The 21,824-nt window shown below is 62.9% G+C and carries 15 protein-coding genes; 8 read left to right on the forward strand and 7 right to left on the reverse strand.

Annotated elements, in window-relative coordinates; all coding sequences use genetic code 11:
• Positions 1-52 precede the first annotated feature (52 nt).
• From OOZ53_RS08055 to OOZ53_RS08090, 8 genes are all read left to right on the forward strand, one after another.
• Positions 53-1,357 (forward strand): polyhydroxyalkanoate depolymerase, encoded by a 1,305-nt coding sequence (locus OOZ53_RS08055; RefSeq protein WP_271088907.1) that lies wholly within the window; start codon positions 53-55, stop codon positions 1,355-1,357.
• A gap of 217 nt (positions 1,358-1,574) precedes the next feature.
• Positions 1,575-1,997, forward strand: coding sequence for a DUF2852 domain-containing protein (locus tag OOZ53_RS08060; protein WP_271088908.1), 423 nt, complete (start codon positions 1,575-1,577; stop codon positions 1,995-1,997).
• A gap of 82 nt (positions 1,998-2,079) precedes the next feature.
• A complete protein-coding gene (locus OOZ53_RS08065; RefSeq protein WP_271088909.1) occupies positions 2,080-2,838 on the forward strand; it encodes a M48 family metallopeptidase in 759 nt (252 codons plus the stop codon).
• A 154-nt stretch (positions 2,839-2,992) separates the two neighbouring features.
• A complete protein-coding gene (locus OOZ53_RS08070) occupies positions 2,993-3,649 on the forward strand; it encodes a phosphoribosylanthranilate isomerase (protein WP_271088911.1) in 657 nt (218 codons plus the stop codon).
• A gap of 10 nt (positions 3,650-3,659) precedes the next feature.
• Entirely contained in the window at positions 3,660-4,880 is a 1,221-nt protein-coding gene (gene trpB, locus OOZ53_RS08075) for a tryptophan synthase subunit beta (protein ID WP_271088914.1), read from the forward strand.
• A gap of 2 nt (positions 4,881-4,882) precedes the next feature.
• Positions 4,883-5,722 carry a tryptophan synthase subunit alpha gene (trpA, locus tag OOZ53_RS08080; protein ID WP_271088916.1) on the forward strand — a complete coding sequence of 280 codons (840 nt, stop codon included), beginning with the start codon at positions 4,883-4,885 and terminating at the stop codon, positions 5,720-5,722.
• Positions 5,723-5,771: 49 nt separating this feature from the next.
• Positions 5,772-6,782, forward strand: coding sequence for an acetyl-CoA carboxylase, carboxyltransferase subunit beta (gene accD / locus OOZ53_RS08085; RefSeq protein WP_271088918.1), 1,011 nt, complete (start codon positions 5,772-5,774; stop codon positions 6,780-6,782).
• The gene (locus tag OOZ53_RS08090) at positions 6,745-8,094 is read left to right on the forward strand and encodes a bifunctional folylpolyglutamate synthase/dihydrofolate synthase (RefSeq protein WP_271088920.1); all 1,350 of its coding nucleotides are present in this window, start codon (positions 6,745-6,747) and stop codon (positions 8,092-8,094) included. The genes accD and OOZ53_RS08090 overlap by 38 nt, the downstream gene beginning before the upstream one ends.
• 77 nt (positions 8,095-8,171) lie before the next feature.
• On the opposite strand, the gene trxA is transcribed toward OOZ53_RS08090, so the two are convergent.
• The 7 genes from trxA to ahcY form a co-directional block, all read right to left on the reverse strand.
• Positions 8,172-8,492 (reverse strand): thioredoxin, encoded by a 321-nt coding sequence (gene trxA / locus OOZ53_RS08095; RefSeq protein ID WP_271088922.1) that lies wholly within the window; start codon positions 8,490-8,492, stop codon positions 8,172-8,174.
• A 137-nt stretch (positions 8,493-8,629) separates the two neighbouring features.
• Entirely contained in the window at positions 8,630-12,196 is a 3,567-nt protein-coding gene (addA, locus tag OOZ53_RS08100) for a double-strand break repair helicase AddA (RefSeq protein WP_271088924.1), read from the reverse strand.
• On the reverse strand, positions 12,196-15,351 hold the full coding sequence (gene addB / locus OOZ53_RS08105; RefSeq protein WP_271088926.1) for a double-strand break repair protein AddB: 3,156 nt from the start codon (positions 15,349-15,351) through the stop codon (positions 12,196-12,198). Before addB ends, addA begins: the two co-directional genes overlap by 1 nt.
• Positions 15,348-16,097, reverse strand: a complete 750-nt coding sequence (locus OOZ53_RS08110) for a nucleotidyltransferase family protein (protein WP_271089190.1) — start codon at positions 16,095-16,097, stop codon at positions 15,348-15,350. The genes addB and OOZ53_RS08110 overlap by 4 nt, the downstream gene beginning before the upstream one ends.
• Before the next feature lie 34 nt (positions 16,098-16,131).
• On the reverse strand, positions 16,132-17,643 hold the full coding sequence (tsaE, locus tag OOZ53_RS08115) for a tRNA (adenosine(37)-N6)-threonylcarbamoyltransferase complex ATPase subunit type 1 TsaE (protein WP_271088929.1): 1,512 nt from the start codon (positions 17,641-17,643) through the stop codon (positions 16,132-16,134).
• A gap of 16 nt (positions 17,644-17,659) precedes the next feature.
• Positions 17,660-20,149: a sensor histidine kinase gene (locus tag OOZ53_RS08120; protein ID WP_425499123.1), complete on the reverse strand. Its 2,490-nt coding sequence runs from the start codon at positions 20,147-20,149 to the stop codon at positions 17,660-17,662.
• A gap of 254 nt (positions 20,150-20,403) precedes the next feature.
• Positions 20,404-21,804, reverse strand: a complete 1,401-nt coding sequence (ahcY, locus tag OOZ53_RS08125; protein WP_271088932.1) for an adenosylhomocysteinase — start codon at positions 21,802-21,804, stop codon at positions 20,404-20,406.
• Positions 21,805-21,824: the final 20 nt, after the last annotated feature.

Genomic DNA, 21,824 nt, shown 5'->3' on the forward strand with positions numbered 1-21,824 from the left:
ATATGGGGTGATACCCGGGGAGCAGATTCATAAAGGCCAGAGGGGTACATCGATGTTCTATCAGCTCTATGAATTGAGCCATGCGGCGATGTCGCCTTGGCGGGCTGCGGCTGATGCGATGCGGCTGGCCTATACCAATCCCCTCAACCCGATCTCGCAGACACCGGCCGGCCGGACGCTGGCCGCGGGCCTTGAAGTCTTCGAACGCACGACCCGGCGCTATGGCAAGCCGGAATTCGGCATCCATGAAACGACGGTCGATTTCCAGAAAGTGCCGGTGCACGAGGATATCGTCTGGAAGAAGCCGTTCTGCAATCTGATCCATTTCCACCGGGCATTGCCGCCCGAGGCCAAGCGCGGCCCGAAAATCCTCATCGTCGCGCCGATGTCGGGCCACTATGCGACGCTCCTGCGCGGAACGGTCGAGACCCTGCTTCCAAGCGCCGATGTCTATATCACCGACTGGATCGATGCGCGCATGGTGCCCGTGAGCGACGGTTCCTTCGACCTTGACGACTATATCGACTACATCATCGAGATGATCCACTGCCTCGGCGAGGACACCCATGTGCTCGCCGTGTGCCAGCCGTCGGTTCCGGTGCTGGCGGCCGTTGCCGTCATGGAAAAGCGGGGCGATCCGCTGTCGCCGCGGTCGATGACGCTGATGGGCGGGCCGATCGACACGCGCATCAACCCGACCGCGGTCAATGCGCTGGCGGAAACCAAGCCGCTCGAATGGTTCCGCGACAATGTCATCATGCGGGTTCCGTGGCCGCAGCCGGGCTTCATGCGCGAGGTTTATCCGGGCTTTCTGCAACTGTCCGGTTTCATGTCGATGAATCTCGACAAGCACATGATCGCGCAGAAGGATTTCTTCCAGCATCTGGTCGAGGGCGATGGCGATTCGGCCGAAAAGCACCGCGATTTCTACGATGAATATCTGGCTGTCATGGATCTGACCGCCGAGTTCTACCTGCAGACCGTCGAGACCGTCTTCATCGAGCATGCGCTGCCGAAAGGCTGTTTCATGCATCGCGACGAGCTCGTCGAGCCCTCGGCGATCAAGTCTGTCGCCCTTCTGACCGTGGAAGGCGAGAATGACGATATCTCCGGCCTCGGACAGACCCGCGCGGCCCATGATCTGTGCGTGAACATACCGGAAGACATGCGCCAGCATTACATGCAGCCGAAGGTCGGCCATTACGGCGTCTTCAACGGCTCGCGCTTCCGGGCCGAAATCGCGCCGCGCATCGTCGATTTCATGCGCTCGCACGATCATCGCAAGGCCGCCGCGAAGAAGTCCAAAAACCCGATTCGTCGCCGCAAGCGCGTACTGGCCGGCGCGGCCGGCAAGTAGGTTCCGCATCTTCCATATTTTCAGATACTGAAGCTGAATGCAGCGGACGGACCCGGTGCGGAAAATTGCCTATCCGGTAAATTTTCCGCTGAATTATTGTTTTATTTCAATATGTTGCAAATTTTATCGATCTCAATTTCTTGAATCCGGCCCGATTGCCCCCACATCAAAACCGTGAGCGGCAATGTCTGCTGCTTCCTAGCAAAAGGGCTTATCGATGACCAATACCACAATGTTGCGTCCTGCCTGGACCCCTCTGACCATCGGCCTGATGGTCCTGGGCTTTGTCGTATTCTGGCCTCTGGGCCTTGCAATGCTTGCCTACATCATCTGGGGTGACCGGCTCGACGGTTTCAAACGGGACGTGAACAAGGCGACGGACGAGATGTTCGCCGGCTGCAAGCGCGCCCGCCGTCACAGCCACCGGAGCTATCATTCGCGCACCGGCAATGTCGCCTTTGACGAGTGGCGCGAGAAGGAGCTTGCGCGCCTTGAAGAAGAGCGGCGCAAGCTTGACGAGGCACGGGAAGAGTTCGACACCTATCTTCGCGAATTGCGGCGGGCCAAGGACCAGGAAGAGTTTGATCGCTTCATGGCCAAACGAAAAAAAGACCGGCCGGCAGACAGCGATCAGGACTGACCTCCAGGTCTAGCCTCATGACTTGGCGCCCCAATGGGGCGCCCTTTTTGCGTTACGCAGAGAATCGCCTAAACAAAGACGCATGTTCGGACTGAAGAAGCGTTCGAGGACATCGCGCAAACAGGCAGAGCGCGGCCGCGACATAGCGGTCGCCGGTCGCCGGCTGCCGCTCACAATCAGGGAAAACGAACGCGCCACGCGCCTGACCTTGCGGATCGAGCCGGGCGGCAGGGCGCTGAAGATGTCGGTTCCCGTCGGGATACCGGATCACGAGATCGACCGCTTCCTGCATCGCCATCATGGCTGGCTCAAAAGCCGGCTGGACAAGATGCCGAAGGCAAGCGGCCTCGAGGATGGCGGCTCCATTCCCATCCGCGGGGTTGCCCATCGCATCGTGCGAACGGGAAAGCTGCGCGGCATAACCGAAACAGGCGAAGCGGATGGCGAGCCCGTTCTTCAGGTCGGCGGCGCGCCGGAACATCTCGGCCGACGGATTGTCGACTTCCTGAAGAAACAGGCCCGGGCGGATCTGGAAGAGGCGGCCAACCGCCACGCCGCGACTCTCGGAAAGACCATTGCCGGCATCCGCTTGAAGGATACGAAGAGCCGCTGGGGATCCTGCAGTTCGCGGGGCAACCTCTCCTTTTCCTGGCGCATCGTCATGGCGCCCGACCATGTCATCGACTATCTGGCCGCGCACGAGGTCGCCCATCTTGCGGAAATGAACCACGGTCCGCGCTTCTGGGCGCTGTGCCGCCGGCTGTGCACCCGGACCGACGAGGCCAAAAGCTGGCTGAAGCGCCACGGATCGTCGCTGCATGCCATTGATTTCCATCTATAAACACGTCCATTGCGGCCCGGCGCGGTCCTTGAGGCCGACCAGCCGCCATCCGGCGTTGACGCACTGAAACATTCCTGAGCCGGTCATCCGAATTCGGCACAAATCGGCATCCCGGATACTCGACTCCGGCGCGATTTCATGCGACGAGCACCCCATGAGCGTTTCTGTAAAAATCTGCGGGCTGAAGACGCAGGAAACCCTTGAGGCGGCCATCGATGGCGGCGCGTCCCATGTCGGTTTCATCTTCTTTGCAAAAAGCCCGCGAAACATTGCACTGAAAGACGCCGGCCTGCTCGCGGACCGGGCACGTGGACGGGCGCGCAATGTCGCGGTGTCGGTGAACGCGGATGATGAAACGCTGGACGCAATCGTCTCGGAAGTGCGGCCGGACATGCTGCAGCTTCACGGCAGCGAAAGCCCGGAACGCGTTGCCGCGGTCAAGGCGCGCTACGGCCTGCCGGTCATGAAGGCCGTTGCCCTGAAAGAGCAGGGGGACCTGCGCCAGATGGAGCCCTATCAGGGCGTTGCCGACAGGTTCCTGTTCGAGGCCAGGCCGCCGGCGGGATCGGAACTTCCCGGCGGCAACGGCGTTCCGTTCGACTGGACCATTCTTTCGACGATCGATCCGGATATCGATTACATGCTGTCCGGCGGCCTTGACGCCGAAAATATCGGCGACGCGCTGGCCGCAACCGGCGCCCGGGGCGTCGACCTTTCCTCGGGCGTTGAGAGCGCGCCTGGGCAGAAGGACATCAAACGGATCGCTGAATTTTTCGAGGCGCTGAGGTCCGCAGAAAGGGCCGCCGCTTGAGGAGTATCCCGTGAACCAGCCAGTCAAACCCAATTCCTTCCGCGCCGGACCCGATGAAGAAGGCCGCTTCGGCATTTTCGGCGGACGCTTTGTCGCCGAAACGCTGATGCCGCTCATCCTCGACCTGCAGGATCACTGGGACAGGGCCAAGGAAGATCCCGAATATCAGGCGGAACTGGCCGATCTCAACACGCATTATACGGGCCGGCCCAGCCCGCTCTATTTCGCCGAGCGGCTGACGCAGGAACTGGGCGGCGCGAAGATCTATTTCAAGCGCGACGAGCTCAATCACACGGGCTCGCACAAGATCAACAACTGTCTCGGCCAGATCCTGCTGGCGCGCCGCATGGGCAAGACCCGCATCATCGCCGAAACGGGCGCAGGTCAGCACGGCGTTGCCGCGGCGACGGTCGCGGCGCGGTTCGGCCTGCCCTGCGTCGTCTATATGGGCGCGACCGATGTGGAACGGCAGGCGCCGAATGTCTTCCGCATGAAGCTTCTCGGCGCCGAGGTCATTCCCGTCAGCGCCGGCAACGGCACCCTCAAGGACGCCATGAACGAGGCGCTGCGCGACTGGGTGACCAATGTCGAAAGCACCTATTACCTGATCGGCACCGCCGCCGGCCCGCACCCCTATCCGGAAATGGTGCGCGACTTCCAGTCGGTGATCGGCCAGGAGACCAAGGAACAGCTCATGGAGCGCGAGGGACGGCTGCCCGACATGATCGTCGCGGCGGTCGGCGGCGGCTCCAACGCCATCGGCCTCTTCCATCCCTTCCTGGATGATGAATCGGTGCGGATCGTCGGTGTCGAAGCCGGCGGCAAGGGGCTCGACAGCAAGGAGCACTGCGCTTCGCTGACGGCTGGCAGCCCCGGCGTATTGCACGGCAACCGCACCTATCTGCTGCAGGATGGCGACGGCCAGATCGAGGAAGGCCACTCGATATCGGCCGGGCTCGACTATCCGGGCATCGGGCCGGAGCACTCATGGCTCAAGGACAATGGCCGGGTCGAATATGTGCCGATCATGGATGACGAAGCGCTTGAGGCGTTTCAGCGCCTGACCCGTGTCGAAGGGATCATTCCGGCGCTCGAGCCGTCCCATGCGCTCGCCGAGGTTATCAAGCGGGCGCCGGCGATGGGCAAGGACGAGATCATCGTCATGAATCTGTGCGGGCGGGGCGACAAGGACGTCTTTACCGCCGCAAAACATCTCGGAGTGGAGCTGTAACAATGACCGCGCGTATGGATGCCCGCTTCGCTTCGCTGGCCGAAGAAGGCCGCCCGGCCCTCGTCACCTATTTCATGGGCGGCGATCCCGATTACGCCACCTCGCTCGAGGTCATGAAGGCGCTGCCGGAAGCCGGCGCCGACGTCATCGAACTCGGCATGCCCTTTTCCGACCCGATGGCGGACGGACCCGCCATCCAGGCGGCAGGCCTTCGCGCGCTGAAAGGCGGTCAGACGCTCGCCAAAACGATCCGGATGGCAAGCGAATTCAGGCAGAGCGATCAGGATACGCCCATTGTTCTCATGGGATACTACAATCCGATCTACATCTACGGCGTTGACCGCTTCCTCGACGATGCGCTGACGGCCGGCATAGACGGGCTGATCATTGTCGACCTGCCGCCGGAAATGGACGAAGAGCTGTGCGTTCCGGCGCTGAAGAAGGGCATAAACTTCATTCGCCTGGCGACGCCGACGACCGACGACAAACGGCTGCCGACCGTGCTCAACAACACGTCGGGCTTCGTCTACTACGTCTCGATGACCGGAATCACCGGCGGCGCATTGCCGGACACCGACAGGGTGGGCGCGGCCGTTGCGCGCATCAAGGGTCATACCGATCTGCCCGTTTGCGTCGGCTTCGGCGTCAAGACGGAAGAGCACGCCAAGGCCATCGGCGCCTCGGCCGACGGTGTCGTCGTCGGCACGGCGATCGTCAATGCGGTTGCCGGTTCGCTTGATGAAAACGGCGCAGCAACGGCGGCGACAGTCGGGCGGGTCGCGGAGCTTGTCCGGGCACTTTCCTCAGGTGTCCGCTCATCCCGCCTTGCCGCGGCGGAATAAAACACCCACATTGTACGTTCGTACTGTTTGACACCTGGAGTATTGCGCCGTGAACTGGATTACCAGCTTTGTGCGTCCGAAGATCAATTCGATGCTCGGCCGCCGGGACGTTCCGGAAAATCTTTGGATCAAGTGCCCCGAATCCGGGGAAATGGTGTTCCACACCGATCTCGAGGAGAATCTGTGGGTCGTGCCCAATTCGGGCTACCACATGAAAATATCGGCCAAGGCGCGGCTGAACTATCTCTTCGATGACGGGAAATTCGAGGAAGTTGCACGTCCGAAAGCGGTCCAGGATCCGCTGAAGTTCCGCGATTCGAAGAAATATACGGACCGGCTGCGCGACGTGCGCGCCAAAACGGGCCTGGACGATTCCATCATCGCCGGCATCGGAACGATCAAGGGCGTGCGGGCCGTTGCCGTGGCGCATGATTTTTCCTTTATCGGCGGATCGCTCGGTGTCGCCGCCGGCGAAGCGATCATTCATGCCTTCGAGGTCGCAACCGAACAGAAATGCCCGCTCGTCATGTTCGCCGCCTCGGGCGGCGCGCGCATGCAGGAGGGCATCCTGTCGCTGATGCAGCTGCCGCGCACGACCGTCGCCGTCGAGATGCTGAAGGAAGCGGGCCTGCCCTATATCGTGGTGCTGACAAATCCGACGACCGGCGGCGTTTCGGCCTCCTATGCAATGCTTGGCGATATTCATATCGCCGAACCCGGCGCCGAGATCTGCTTTGCCGGCAAGCGGGTGATCGAGCAGACCATCCACGAAAAACTGCCGGAAGGCTTCCAGACATCGGAATATCTGATGGAACACGGCATGGTCGACATGGTGGTAACGCGTCACGATCTTCCGAAGACGCTGGCGCGTCTTTTGAAGATCCTGATGAAGGAGCCGGCGCAGCCGGCGGAAATCGTCGCGCCGCCGGAAGAGGCCGTCGAACCCGCCGAAACGGCGTCGGTCGACGAAGGCGAAACCGCACCCGAACCGGCGCTTGAAGCGGCGGAGGCAGGTGCCGGCGATGGATCGGAAAACCGTGACGCAGACAACCGCGGCTGACGAAATCGATCACCTGATGCGCCTTCATCCGAAGGGTTACGACCTTTCGCTGGGGCGCATCGAAGGACTGCTTGAAAAACTCGGCAATCCGCAGGACCGGTTGCCGCCGGTGGTCCATATTGCCGGCACCAACGGCAAGGGTTCCGCCGGCAGTTTCTGCCGCGCCATTCTTGAAGCCGCCGGAATGGCGGTCCATGTTCACACTTCACCGCATCTGGTTCACTGGCACGAACGGTTCCGGATCGGCGAAAAGGGCCGGCCCGGCCAGCTTGTCGATGACGCAGTGCTGGCGGATGCCATCCGGCGCGTCGCGCGCGCCAACAACGGCGAACAGATCACCGTTTTCGAGATCCTGACGGCGGTTGCATTCGTGCTGTTCAGCGAACATCCCGCCGATGCCGCGATCATCGAGGTGGGGCTCGGCGGGCGTTTCGACGCGACCAATGTCATCAAGGAACCGGCTGTCAGCCTGATCATGCCGATCTCGCTCGATCACCAGGCCTATCTCGGCGACCGGGTGGAGCTGATCGCCGCCGAAAAGGCCGGCATCATCAAGCCGGGCGTGCCGGTGGTGGTCGGCTTCCAGCAGGAGGATGCTGCGCGCGATACGGTGGTTTCGACCGCCGACAGGCTGGGTTGCACGGTCAGCGTCTACGGACAGGACTATCACGCCCATGAAGAGCATGGCCGTCTGGTCTACCAGGACGAGACCGGCCTTGCGGACCTGACACTGCCGCAGCTTCCGGGACGCCACCAGCTCTCCAACGCCGCCGCGGCGGTTCGGGCGCTGAAAGCCGCCGGGTTTTCCATCCCGGACCGCGCCATCGAAGAGGGCCTGCAGAATGCGCAGTGGCCCGGGCGCATGCAGCGCGTCACCGGCGGGCCGATCGTCGCACAGGCGGCCGAAGGCGCCGAAATCTGGATTGACGGGGGCCACAATCCGGCCGCCGGACAGGCCATCGCGGAAATGATCGCTGAACTGGAAGAAAAGCAGCCACGGCCGCTGTTCCTGATCAGCGGGATGATCAACACCAAGGACCCGGTCGGCTATTTCGCCGCCTTCTCCGGCATGGCGCGGCATGTCTATACGGTGCCAGTCACCAGTTCCGATGCCGGTGTCGATCCGGTCGCCCTCGCCGAGGACGCGGCGAATGGCGGACTTTCGGCACAGCCGGCGGCCGATGTGCGCCAGGCTCTGGAAATGATGCGCGAGGATTTCGCGGACATGGAGGCCGCGCCGCGTATCCTGATCGGCGGCTCGCTCTATCTCGTCGGCGAGGTGTTCGCCGACAATGGAATCATACCGAGTTAGGCCGCCTCTTTACGGCAAAGCAAAACCGCACCGCCAATGAGGCGATGCGGTCGTAAATTCGCTTGTGCCTTGTGCGGTCAGACGGAGCCGCTGATCCAGCTCGACAGTGCCGATTTCGGCGATGCACCGACCTTGATATCGGCAACCTCGCCGCCCTTGAACATGGCAAGGGTCGGAATGGAACGCACGCCATATTGCGCGGCGATGTCCGGATTCTCGTCGATATTGACCTTGGCGACCTTCACCTTGCCGGCCATCTCCGAGGAGATTTCCTCAAGGCTGGGCGCGATCATCTTGCAGGGTCCGCACCATTCGGCCCAGAAATCGACCACGACCGGTTCCGAGGAGTCGAGAACCTCAGATTTGAAATTTGATGTGTCGACCTTGACGGTGGCCATCGTTGTAGCTCCTTTGCATTCGTTTGTCCGCGCGCAAACATTTTAGTTATTGCTAATATCTTGCAGGCATGCGCCGATTTCAAGGACCGGCATGTCACTTTGTTGTCAAACAACGCAAACTTCTTGCCCAAAGACGCTCAATTGGGCGATTCAACTTCCAAATCGGCGAGAGCCGAGGCGAGCCTGTCCGCCGGCAGCGGCACCAGCGCCGGCGCCTCTGTATAGAGCAGCGCGGCCTCGACGGGCCTGCCGGGATAGAGCGGCCGCATCAGGGCGCAATAGAGCGCCATCTGCACCAAATGGCCGTTGGGCACATCTTCGGCCCGCAGAACCGGCGGGCGGTTGGTCTTGTAGTCGACGATCAGCACGCGATCGTCGGTAACGGCAACGCGGTCGAGGCGGGCGGAGACCGCGCGATCCGATCCGGCAACCCTCAGCGTTCCCATCAGCGACACCTCGGCCTGGCTTGCGGGCGCAAAACACGGCGCAAACCGCGCATCCTGCAATATTGCGAGCACCGTCTCGCAAATCCGGTCCCGCTCCTGCTGCGGCCAGCCGCCGATGACCCGCTGCAGGTAACGCACCGCCGCCGCCTCCCGGGTTCCGGGTGCAATGCCCGGAAGAAGCTGGAGCAACCGGTGGACGATGCGGCCGCGCTCCATGGGCCGGCCATCGGCCTGCGACCGGTCGAAGAGGGGCGAGCCGGCAGGGGCTGAAAGCGCGTCCTCGTCGATCACCGCGCCCACAGCGGACGGGGAAAGGGGCCTTGGCAAGCGCTCGGCGGCTGTGAGCGGCACCAGCAACCGACCCGGAACCGCCGAAACGACGTCCGGTTCGGGTTCCGGTTCCGGCGCGACCGGTTTGCGCTCGTCCTGCACGGTCGAGAAGTGCAGTCCCTGCCATTCCTGCCCTGCCGCTGAATAGGTCGCCGTGCGACCGGCGGCATGGCCTTCGAGCGCCTCGGCCACCATCCTGTGCCAGTGCCGGTCGTTCGGCTTGCGAATTCCGTGATAACCGCAAACCACGAGATGGTCGGCGGCACGCGTCATGCCGACATACAAAAGCCGCCGATACTCGTCTTCCGATGCATTCAGGATCGCGTCCTTCAACGCTTCCGTCGCCGTATTGGCAACCGCTTTGCCTGGCACCCAAAGGACAGCGGGCGGCAACGGCCCCACGGTCTTGTCGACGGCAAGCTCGCGCAGCTTCGGTACATGGGTGCTTTCCGCCGGTTTGCCGCCGGAATCGACCAGGAAGACCACCGGCGCCTCAAGACCCTTTGACGCATGCACCGTCATGATGCGAACCTCGTCGCGCCCTTGCTCGAGTTCGCGCTTGATTTCCGGCGAGCTGGCCTCAAGATTTGCAAGAAAGGCCTGAAGGCCGGGCAACGCTGCCGTTTCATGCTCCAGAGCGACATTGAGGAACTCGTCCAGCACGTCGCTCGCCTCCGTTCCGAGGCGCGACAGGAATTTCGCGCGACCGCCATCCCGCCCGAGGATGCGGGCGTAGAAATCGAAGACCGGCATGCGGTCGGCCAGCGCCATGAGTTCGGTCAGATATTCATGCGCCGAAGCCCATCGGCCGCCATTGCGCGCCAGTTCCGCAAGATGCGCGAACACGCTCAGGCCTTCCGCGCGCTGCGCCGCGAGCCTGAAGATGTCGTCTTCGGAAAAATCGAACAGCGGGCTTTTCAGCAACGCGCATAAGGAAAGATCGTCACCGGGAAGCAGCATTGTGCGGCCCAGCGCCATCAGATCCTCGACAGCGATATGCTCAACAAGCCGCAGGCGATCGGCGCCAGCGACGGGGATATGGCGGCGTTTCAATTCGCGCATCAGGGCGGCGACGAAACCGTCCCGCTTGCGCACCAGGACCAGAATGTCGCCGGCGGTCAGCTTGCGCGGCTCGCCCTTGTCGATCCGCGTGCGGCCGGAATCCAGCCAGTCGCGGATGGTGCCGGCAACGCGGCGCGCAAGGACCGCAGGCGGCGAGGATTCAGGCGTCGCATCGAAGGGCGCCTTCCAGTCCTCGTGATCGTCGGCAGCCTCCTTGCCGATCATTTCCCAGATATCGACAGCGCCCGGATCGCGGGCGCGGTGGGCGGCGTGGGCAACGCCCTCATCCGCCGCCGACAGCCCCTTGCGGTTGGCCTCATCGGCAAAGACCGTGTCGACGGCCAGCAGCACGTCGCCGGTCGAGCGGAAAGAAAGATAAAGATTGAGCGCATCGAACCGTCTTTCGGCGGCAAAGGCTCTTTTTCCGACCATTCGCCCGGTTTCGTGAAACAGCTCCGGCCGGGCGCCCTGGAAGGAATAGATGGACTGTTTCTCGTCGCCGACAGCGAACAGGGTGCGGATGTCCTCGCGCGACGATTTGCCGGCAAAGAATTCCTCGGCAAGCTTCGCGATCACCGCCCATTGGTCGGGGCTCGTGTCCTGCGCCTCGTCGACGAGGATGTGGTCGATGCCCCGATCGAGCTTGTAATGCACCCAGGGACCCGCGCCGTCGCGCTGCAGCAGGCCGGCGGTGCGGGTGACGAGGTCCTCGAAATCGAGCAGGCCGCTGCGGCGCTTCAGCGTTTCATAGTCGCGATCGAGACGCCGCGCCAGCTCCAGCGCCGCGCAGGTGGCATCTATCATGCGCAGCGTCTTCAGGCGATCGAGGAGCGCCATCATGTGCATCGCTGCCGCATCCAGCTTTTCACCTATTTCGGGGAAAACCTGCCTTACCTTTGCGGACGCCGCATTCCGGAAATTGCGCGGGTTGCCATCCTGTTTCAGAAACACAGCCAGAAGGGCCTCGAAGCGCCGGCACGGATCGGTCTCACGGACGGCGGCTAGCAGCTCTTGCGATTTGGTTTTGGGGGTTTGCGCGGTCTGGCCCAGCGCCACCGCACGATAGGCATCGAGATCGTCCTGCGACAGCGAGGGCAGGGGCCAGGCCTGCGGCCAAAGATCATCCTCGGTCTCGCTGGGGCCGATATTCAGGGCCTTGCGCAATACCGGCTCCACCCCGCCGGCGCGCTCGGCCGCCGCAAGGAACTGCCTGATCGGTTGCCGCTTCCTGACGAGTTCACCGAAGAGGTCCTCAAGGCCCCTTTCGCCTCCGGCCTCAAGAACGGTGTTGAAGGCGGCCGTCAGATCGGTGTCATCGCCGCGCGCAACTGCCGAGGAGAGCTTCTCGCGGGCTTCGTCCAGCAACCGCGCCGCTGCCGCCTCGTCCATCACCTCGAAATGACCGGCGACATTGGCCTCCAGAGGAAATTGGTGCAGCACAGCCTCGCAGAAAGCGTGGATGGTCTGGATCTTCAATCCACCCGGCGTTTCCAGTGCGCGGGCGAAAAGGCGACGGGCGAAGGCAAGGCGTTCCGCGTCGGGCCGGCGGCCCTCAAGATGGCGCAGCCTCTTGCCGAGTTCACTGTCGTTAAGAACCGTCCATTCTGCCAGCCGCTCAAAGACACGGTTGGACATCTCCGAGGCTGCCGCCTTCGTATAGGTCAGGCACAGTATGGCGGAGGGACGGCAACCCGACAGGAGCAGGCGGATGACGCGCTGCGACAACACATGGGTCTTGCCGGAGCCGGCATTGGCGGAGACCCAGGCCGAGCGTACCGGATCGGAGGCCAGCCCCTGCTGGCGCGTCGTCCAGTCGAGATCGCGCTCGACAAATTCACCGGGTCGGGGCGGCGCAGTCCCGGCCATCAGCCCGCGCCCGATTCGTCTGCATCGGCCGAGGACCATTCGCGTACCCGCGCGAGATGATCGTAATCATGACCATAACTGGTGGCGCTTTCCGGAATGGCCTGCGAAACAAAGCCGATCCTGCCGGCGGCAAGCGCCGTGACGAGATCGCCGAGCCGTTCGACCGACTCGTCCGCAAGGTCTGCCGGCGATTTTTCGACATCGCTGCCCTGCACCTTGCCTTCGATCCGCTCGACCTTGAGAACCGGATCGGGCTTGAGGCGTACATAGGCAAGGCTTGCCGGTTCAAGCGTTCCGACATCGTCGAAGGCTCCGGCCCGCAATGCGGCCGCCTCCAGCGGAAGCTGCGGATCAAGCAGCGTCCAGGCCTGTTTGCGGCTCGGCGACGAGCCGGTCTTGTAGTCGAGAATATCCGCGAGGCCGTCGGTCCGGATGTCAATGCGGTCGGCGATGCCGGAGAGGGTAATACCGCAATTCTCAAGCTGCATTTTCGCACGGCATTCGGTGAAGCGGGCGGTGATTTCCGATCCGCAGCCGCGCTCCCACTCGACAAAGGCCGCGGCGATCTTGTCGAAATGGGCGCGCCACAAAAGGTCGATATGGGCGGGAAGCGCCTGCCGGTCGAACTCTCGCTCCGCAATAACTCTTAGCTGGCTAAGCGCTTCTCTCGCTGCGAGATCATCAACCTCGGCGATGAAACATTCGAGAATCCGGTGGTAGAGCGTGCCACGTTCGGCCGGACCGGGTTCGGCGGCAAGTTGCTCGGGCGGATCCAGATCGAGAACGCGTCTGGCATAGACGGCATAGGGATCGCGGCGCAGCGTGCGGATCTCGCTGAAAGAATAGCGTTTCGGCTGGAGGTCCGCCGGCGGTTTCGGCGCGGGCCGGCTCGCCAAAGGCGCATCGTCGCGCCGATCAAGCGCCTCCGCCCATTGCAGATAATGCATGCCGCGCGCCCGCAGCCGGTCTGCCTCGGCCTTGCCCAGGACCGCCGAAAGGCGCTGAAGCCAGCGCGACGCCACGGTCGGCGCATTTGCGGCCCGGGTCGAACGGCTGAGGATGACATGGGGTGCACCGAGGCCCATCTGAAAATCATGGGCGGCAAGACCGATCCGACGCTCGGGCGGCTCCAGACCGACGGCAGCCTTCATGCCGCGCGACAAAAACGGATCGCCCGCCGGGTTTGCCGGCCAGGTGCCCTCATTGAGGCCGGCCAGAACGAGCGTGTCAACATGCTGAAGCCGCGCTTCAAGCGCACCCCAGATGAAGATATGCGGGTGGCCGCCGGCGCGCGGCTTGACCAGTTCGCCGGCGACAAGTGCCGGCACCATCTGCGTCCATTCGGCGGCGGTGCAGGAGAAGCCGGAGCGGTCCTCCATGACGGACGCGATAAGATCGGCAAGGCGTTCACCGGCTTCATCGCCCCAAAGTGCGTCCAGGTCTCCGCCCGCATTTCGCGCAATCTCTTCCAGCAGGCGCCCGGACAGGCCGGCCCATTGGCCGACTGTCGTTTCCTCGACGCTGATGACAGGCTGAAAGGCCGCTTCCAGCCGTGCCGCGAAGTCGCGCGCAAGCGCAAAATCCGCCTCGCTCATGCGCCTGAACCAGTGCGGCGCGTGCCTCGGTTCATCCCTGCGTTCGCGCAGCCGGCTGTCGAACCGGCTCACAAGGTCGTCCAGGCCGACATCACCGGTCCCGCCACGCAGTGCGATCCGCTCGAAAATCCGTGCCGCGTTGCGGGCCGTACCGGGGTCGCGCCCGAGCAGCATCAGCGGATGTTTCATCAGGCCGAGCAGCGCCACGGTCCGTTCCTGGCCGAAGGCGCTTTGCAGCAGGAGCTGCAGCAGGCTTGCCTGGGGGCTTTGCGCCAGGAACGCACCGCCTGAATCATTGGCGTCGATACCGAAGCGCTGGAGTTCGGCCGCGACGCGGCGGGCAAGCGTGCGGTCGGGCGTTACAAGAGCAATCTGTTTCGGCGGCGCTTCCACTGTCTTGCCGCCATCCGGCGGCGCGTCCGCCGCAAGGCGCATGGCAATGGCGATCGCCAACGCCTCTTCGCGTTCCGTCGCCGCCTCGATCAACTCGACTTTCTCAAAAGCCGCTCCGATTTCCGCCGATGCATCGCTGCCGCCGGCCCAACGATCGGTCGCCTGGGCCGGCATCATCGACGTGGAAACCACGGCGTTGCGGTGAGCAATCGGCGTTGCCGGCCTGCCGAGTTCGGCGATCTCTTCACGTGTCGCGCCGAGGCCGCGAAGAAGCATGAAGAGACCATATTGGGGATGAGCGCATATGGCGGGATCGAAGGGCGCGTCGCCGGCCGGGCCTCCGACCAACGACCAGGCGTCCGCGTCGAGATAAAGATCCAGCCCGGGAAGCACGATTGCGCCGTTTTCGAGGCCGGCGACTGTTTTCATCAATGCCGCCGTCGCCGGGATCGAGCCGGTCGATCCGGCAATGATCACCGGCCCTTTCGGCGGATCGCGCTCGAGCCGAGCCGCCTCGGCATGCAGAACCGCATTGCGGTGGGCGGCGGGATCTGCGCAGCCGAGCTCCCGCAGGCGCTGCGGCCAGAAACCGGTGGCGATCTTCAGGAATTCGAGCGTGAGCTGCCACCAGACCGCATAATCGTCCCCGACAAGATCGTCGAGCGCCGTCCATGGCCTGTTTTCCGTTTCCATCGCCTCAAGGAGCCCGGCAAGATCGCGCGCCAGCCAAACGGCGTCCGCCGGGTTTGCCGGCGCAATGAGCCGGTTTTCCCGGTGAAAGTCGGAAACGGCCTTGGGCAGGCTGCGCTTCCAGGCCGTGATGAGCTGCGCGAGTTCGAGCAGTCTTTCCGTGGTGCCGACCGGTGGCGCAAGATCGAGCAGCGCCGGCTGGTCCTCCTCCAGGAATCCGCCGTCGTCATCGTTTTCGCCGAGCGTCCGGACGGTCGGCAATATGGCCGACCCACGGTCGATGAAATCGACGAATTCGGAGCGCAGGGCACGGGCCGCGCGGCGTGTCGGAACGTAGATCGTCGCTTGAGAAAGCGCCAGCGGATCGTCCGCGCGGTAGCCGAATCCGCCGATCAGTTCGCCATGGCAAAGAGCCTGCGCCAGGCGGGGCAGAAAGGGCTCGCCGGGCGCGATCGTAAAAAGCCGCTGCGCGCTCATGGCGACAGGGCCGGCTGTGCGCCTGCCCGGAACGCCTGCATTGCATCTTCGGCTTCGCCGATGGCATCGGGCGTTCCGATGGTCAGCCAGAGGCCCTTTCCGGCCAAGCCGTAGAGCCGCCCGTTCTCGATTGCCCGGTCGTAGCAGTGGTTCAGGGAAAACGGTCCGGCCGGTGTCTGCTGAAAAATCGCCGGATCGGCGATGGCGGCGCCCATATTCACGCATGGATCGGGCGATGTCCCGTCGTAGCGCGCTATCCGGCCGGCCTCGTCCAGGAGAAAGTCGCCGCGTCCGCCATAACCAACCACCCGGTCCATCGGCACCGTCGTCAGAAGCATGTCCATGCGCGCCCGATCCCACGCCGCCGCCAGCCTTTCAAGGTGCAGATCGGCGCCGGGCTGCTCAAGCCAGAATGTGTCGGCATTCAGGATGAAAAAGGGATCCGGCCCGAGAAGCGGCAGGGCTTTTACTATTCCTCCGCCGGATTCCAGCAACTCCCCGCGCTCGTCCGAAATGGTTATGGCGTCGCCCGCCCGCGCGTGCAGATGGGCCAAAAGCTGATCGGCGAGGTGGTGAACATTTACGACGATTTTCTTCACGCCGGCTTCATGGAGGCTGTCGAGCACATAATCGATCATCGGCCGGCCGTCGACCGGCACCAGCGGCTTGGGAACCGTTTCGGTGATCGGGCGCATCCTCATGCCGAGGCCGGCGGCAAGGATCATGGCTGTATCGGGCATGTCGATCGTCCGTTTCGCGGATTCCTCAGCGGACCCGCCTTCATGATTCGCTCGGCGTTATTCCAGCTTCTGTGTAGCAGTCATGCAAGGGATGGAGAACCGGATGGGCGAGCGTGCGCCGCAGATAGGCCTCGATACGGGGCAAATGGCGCAGATATCCCGGTTTTCCGTCGCGTTTCTTCAGCCGCACGAAAATGCCGAGGATCTTTGTCGCGCGCTGGCATTCCATGATGGCCAGCGCCTCGCGAAACGGGACGGGATCGAAATCCGGATCCCGGCGACGCGCATGTTCGTAGCGGGCCACAAGACGATCGCGCAGTACCGGCTCGACGGCCACGCGCGCATCCTGGACCAGCGAGGCGACGTCATAGGCGGCCGGACCGATCATGGCGTCCTGGAAGTCGATCAGGCCGATGCGTTCGATACCGGCGCGATCCGCCTGCCAGAGTATGTTGGGTGAATGGAAATCGCGAAGCACCAGGCTTTTCGATGCGTTTTCCAGGCGATCGATCAGGCCGTTCCAGCCGGCATGGAACTTTTCTCGCAGCCTCGGTGAGGGTTCCGCGCCCAGCTTGTGGGGCAGATACCAGCTCAGGTAAAGATCGACCTCGATCAGCATGGCTTCGCGGTCGAAAGGCGGAATGGTGTGGGCCGTGCCGTCCTGTATCGTTATGTGCCGCGGCACATCCGTCCGGTGGAGCGCGACGAGACAGTCGATCGCCGCCTCCCAACGCGCGGTGACCGGCAGGCCCTGATCATCCAGGATGCCGCCGCGGCCGAGATCCTCCAGAAGCAGGAAGCCGGTGTCGAGATCCCGGGCAAGGATTTCGGGCGCGCGGAACCCGTTGTCGCGCAGGAAGGATCCGATGGCGACGAAGGGGCGGATATCTTCCGCCACATGGGCGATCTGCGCATAGCGCTTGCCGTCGCGCAGCACCGGTCCGATGAGCCTTTTCGGCGCGTCCATCAGGATCAGCCGTTCCCCGCCGGCAGTGGTCACGGCCTCGTAGGTGCGGGTCGAGGCATCGCCCTGGAGAAACTGCCGGTCTGCATCGTCATGGCCGGCCGCACCGAGGAATGCGCGAATGGCGAGCGAACGGCGGATGCGCTGCATGGCCTGATCCGGACCGTTCAACCGCACCTTTCTCGAATCTTCCGGCCCTTCGTCGATTTCAATGAGGATCCTGCCGGAAGGCAAAGCGTCCCCAGCGTGCTCCGGCCATTCGATCAGGACCGCGCCGTCACCGAGAGCCTCGTCAAGGCCGAGCTCGACAAGTTCATCCGGATCGGCAATCCGGTAGAGATCGAAATGGGCGATCGGAATGCGCAGATCATAGCTCTGTACGAGCGTGAATGTCGGGCTGGGCACCTCAAGACCCGGATCGGCGGCGATACAGCGGATCAGGGCGCGGGCCAGCGTCGACTTGCCGGCGCCCAGGTCTCCACGCAGCGCAAGGCAGTCGCCGGGCCGCAAGGCCAGCGCCAGATCCTGCCCGAGCCTTTGCGTCGCCCGTTCGTCGTCCAGCGCGATTTCAATAGGCAATTCAGCCAATCGGCACTTCTTCCTGCTACTCGGCAGCCTGCGAAGGAAGCGGCGGGCTTTCCGGCAACCGGCATTCCACGCGCGTGCCGCTGCCTTCATCGCTGCTGACCTTCACCGTACCGTTGTGCAGGCTGACGAAGCTGTCAACAATGGAAAGGCCAAGGCCAGCGCCGCTGCGCCGCCCGGTGCCGTTATGGGCTTCGAAGCGGTCGAAAACGGTTTTCAGCACTTCGCTTGGAATTCCGGGACCGTCGTCGCTGACGGCGAAGACGATTTCTTCGCCTTCGCGCGCGCAGGTCAGGCGGATCGTGCTGCCTTCCGGCGCGTAATTGGCGGCATTGCTGAGCAGTTTGAACAGGATCTGCTTCAGCCTCTGTGAATCGGCGGTGATCGCCTCGGCGCCCTTGCCGATATCGACATTCAGCGTAATGCCGTTTTCCTTCAGCCGCGCGTCGATGAGGTCGATCACCTCGTCGGCCAGTTCCGGGACATCGACACGCCGCATGTCGAGCTGCATGATGCCGGCATCCACCGTCGCCAGATCGAGAATATCGTTGACGATGGTCAAGAGCAGTGCGGACGAGGTCGAGATATGGTCCACATATTCGGCCTGTTGCGGATTCAGCTCACCGATCTGCGGTGTCTTGAGGAGATCGGTGAAGCCGATGATATTGGTGAGCGGCGACCGCAACTCGTAGGACACGTGCTGCACGAAGTCGTTTTTCAGCGCATCGGCCTTGCGCAAAGCATCGTTCTTCTCGGTGAGCGCTTTTTCGACCCTGGCTCCGTCGGTCACGTTGACGAAGGTCAGCATGACCTGCGCATTGGGCAGCGGCACGATCGCATAGTCGAGAACGATACCGCTGTTGAGCTCCAGCCGTCCCTCATGGGTGCGGCGTTCCTCGTCGTAACCGGTGATGACGGAAGAAAAATACTCCCAGCCATCGGGCTGGTCATAGGACGGCGCGCAGATCTCCCTGATCTCATTGATATGGGCGTCGGTGGCGGCGGCCTTTTCCGGAATGGCCCACAGCGCGCGGAAGGCCGGGTTCGAAAGGCGCAACCGGCCGTCCGCCCCGAAGACGCAAACGCCCTCGGCAAGATGGTCGATGGTTTCGCCCTGCACCTTGACCAGCGTGTTGTAACGGGTCTCGAGATCGTATTTCTCGGTCAGGTTCTCGAAGACCCAGGTCACGCCGCCGCGCGGGTGGACATTGGCAAAGACATTGAGCGTCTGACCGTCCGGCAGGTGCCACAGATCGGGCTGCGGGTCGACCGACTGGTAGACGGACAATATGGAATCCTTCCAGTCCCGCCAGGAGCCGGGCTCCGGCAGGCGCCCTTCAGCCCGCAGCCTTTCGAGAAACTCGCTGTTGGTGGGTTTCGAATCGAGATAGGGCGTGTCGAGGTCCCACAGGTTCTGGAAAGCCTGATTGTAGAACTGAAGCCGCTGCTCGCCATCGAATATGGCCACAGGCGTGGCGAGATGATCCAGCGTCTCGGAATGGCTGGCTATCGTGCGCTCGAGTTCCTCGCGCACCGATTCGATCTCCGTCACGTCCTGCGCCAGACCGGCCGATCCGGAGGCACTGGAGGCATCCGTGACCTCGAAGAATGTCCGGTTGCCGCGCACCACGGTCGACAGGCGGTCGATAAAGGGCCTGTCCGTCAGCCTTTCCGACTTGATGCGCGCGCGCGCCTGGGTGCCCAGAAGTTCAAGGCCCCGTTCGACCGCGTCGGCGCCGCTGACCGCCTCGACGGCATTGGCATAGGCCTGGTTCGTCCAATGGAGCCGCCCGTCGACGTCACGCAGCCAGACAGGCGTGTCGATCGTGTCGAGCAGGCCCTGCAGCGTTTCGACGGCGCCGACGAGGCGGTCGCGCTCGATCTTGAGGCCGGCCAGTTCGGCCCTTGTGTTGGCCAGGGGCGCGACCCGCACGATGGCGCGCCCGCCGGAGGTCCGGCCCTGTGCCTCAAGCACATGGCCGCGCTGGGTCTCGACCTCGATATCGAAGCTGTTGGCATGGGCGCGCAGGGAATCGATCGCATGATCGATACGCGCGGCGCTGACCGGTTCGAGCCAGCGGCCGAAGGCCAGAAGATCCGGGTTCGCCGGCGGTGCGCCGGTATGCAATGGCAGGCTGCCGAGGAACTGCGCCGATGACTGACCGTCCCAGATGATGTAGCAACGGTCCTTCTCGACGACCAGCGCCTGCAGGCGCGCCAGTTCCGTGTTGGCCTCGCTCAAGGCCGTCTGCAGCCGCGCATTGTCGTGGGCGATCTTGCCGCGTTCACGGATGACCCAGATGGCCGAGATCATCGCCGCCGAGACCGCGCCGATGACCAGCGCGAAGTTCATGACTTCGAAAGAGTTGACGAACAGACGGCTGCCATGTCCTGCAAATCCCGAAGAGTCGCTCGCCGTCTGGGCGAGCGCGGGCCATGACAGGCATGTCGTCGCCAGCAGTCCCATAGCGGACAGGCGCGTTCCGATACGCCGTGCCGATGTGATCATGCATTCCCCGTACGCCGTGTTCCAGACGCCCGTCGTCGAAGACGAATCAGTCTCCGGCATGTCTTGTTCCTTCTAGCCGCATCTATGCCAAGACAGCCCTGCAACGCCCCGTCCTTGTCGCCGGCGGGTGCGCGAATCATTGTGTCTTTATAGTAACTTGTTCCCGAATCATGTTGAAGATGCGGCCCAAAAAAGAAATCGCGCCCTTTTGTCAAGGACGCGACCACTATATATTGTGGGTAAGATCTCGAAAATCAGTATCTGTAGTGTTCCGGCTTGAACGGACCCTGTTGGGTGACGCCGATGTAGTCGGCCTGCTCTTCTGAAAGCTGGCTGAGATTTGCGCCGAGTTTATCAAGATGCAGCTTGGCCACCTTCTCGTCGAGCGCCTTCGGAAGCACGTAGACTTCGTTCTTGTAGTTGTCGCCCTTCTTGTAAAGTTCGATCTGGGCAAGCACCTGGTTGGTGAAGGACGCCGACATGACGAAGGACGGGTGGCCGGTGGCGTTGCCCAGATTGAGCAGCCGTCCCTCGGACAATAGGATCATGCGCCTGCCGTCGGGGAACTCGATCATGTCGACCTGCGGCTTGACATTGTGCCATTTGAAATTGCGCAGCGCCTGGACCTGAATCTCATTGTCGAAGTGGCCGATATTGCCGACAATGGCCATATCCTTCATCTCGCGCATGTGGTCGATGCGGATGACGTCCTTGTTGCCGGTGGTCGTGATGAAGATGTCGGCCGATCCGACGACATCCTCGAGCTTGACCACCTCATAGCCGTCCATCGCCGCCTGCAGGGCGCAGATCGGGTCGATTTCGGTGACCTGAACGCGCGCGCCGGCGCCGCGCAATGAAGCGGCGGAACCCTTGCCGACATCGCCATAGCCGCACACGACGGCCACCTTGCCGGCCATCATCACGTCGGTGGCGCGGCGGATACCGTCGACCAGCGATTCACGGCAGCCATATTTGTTGTCGAATTTGGATTTGGTGACCGAGTCGTTGACGTTGATCGCCGGGAAGGGCAGCTGGCCCTTCTGCTGTAGTTGATAGAGGCGGTTGACGCCGGTGGTCGTTTCCTCGGTCACGCCCTGTATCGCATCGCGCTGCTTCGTGAAGAAGCCCGGGGACTGTTCCATGCGCTTGCGGATCTGCGCAAACAGGACCTCTTCTTCTTCAGAACCCGGATTGGTGAGCACGTCCTCTCCGGCCTCGGCGCGGGCGCCGAGCAGGATGTACATGGTGGCATCACCGCCATCGTCGAGGATCATGTTGGATACGCCGCCATCGGCCCACTGGAAGATCTTGTCGGTATAGGACCAGTATTCCTCGAGCGTTTCTCCCTTGACGGCGAAGACCGGGGTGCCAGTCTGCGCAATGGCGGCAGCGGCGTGATCCTGGGTCGAAAAGATGTTGCAGGACGCCCAGCGGACATCGGCGCCAAGCGCCTTCAGCGTTTCGATGAGAACCGCCGTCTGGATCGTCATGTGGAGCGAGCCGGATATGCGGGCGCCCTTGAGCGGCTGGCTGGCACCGAACTCTTCGCGACAGGCCATCAGGCCGGGCATCTCCGTTTCGGCGATCTCAATTTCCGTGCGGCCGAAATCCGCCAGGGCGATGTCGGCGACAATGTAATCCGTACCAGTGCTCATCTTGTTCTCCGAATGGGTGT

It is taken from the genome of Allohoeflea poritis, from assembly GCF_027889715.1.
Lineage (GTDB): Bacteria > Pseudomonadota > Alphaproteobacteria > Rhizobiales > Rhizobiaceae > Hoeflea_A > Hoeflea_A poritis.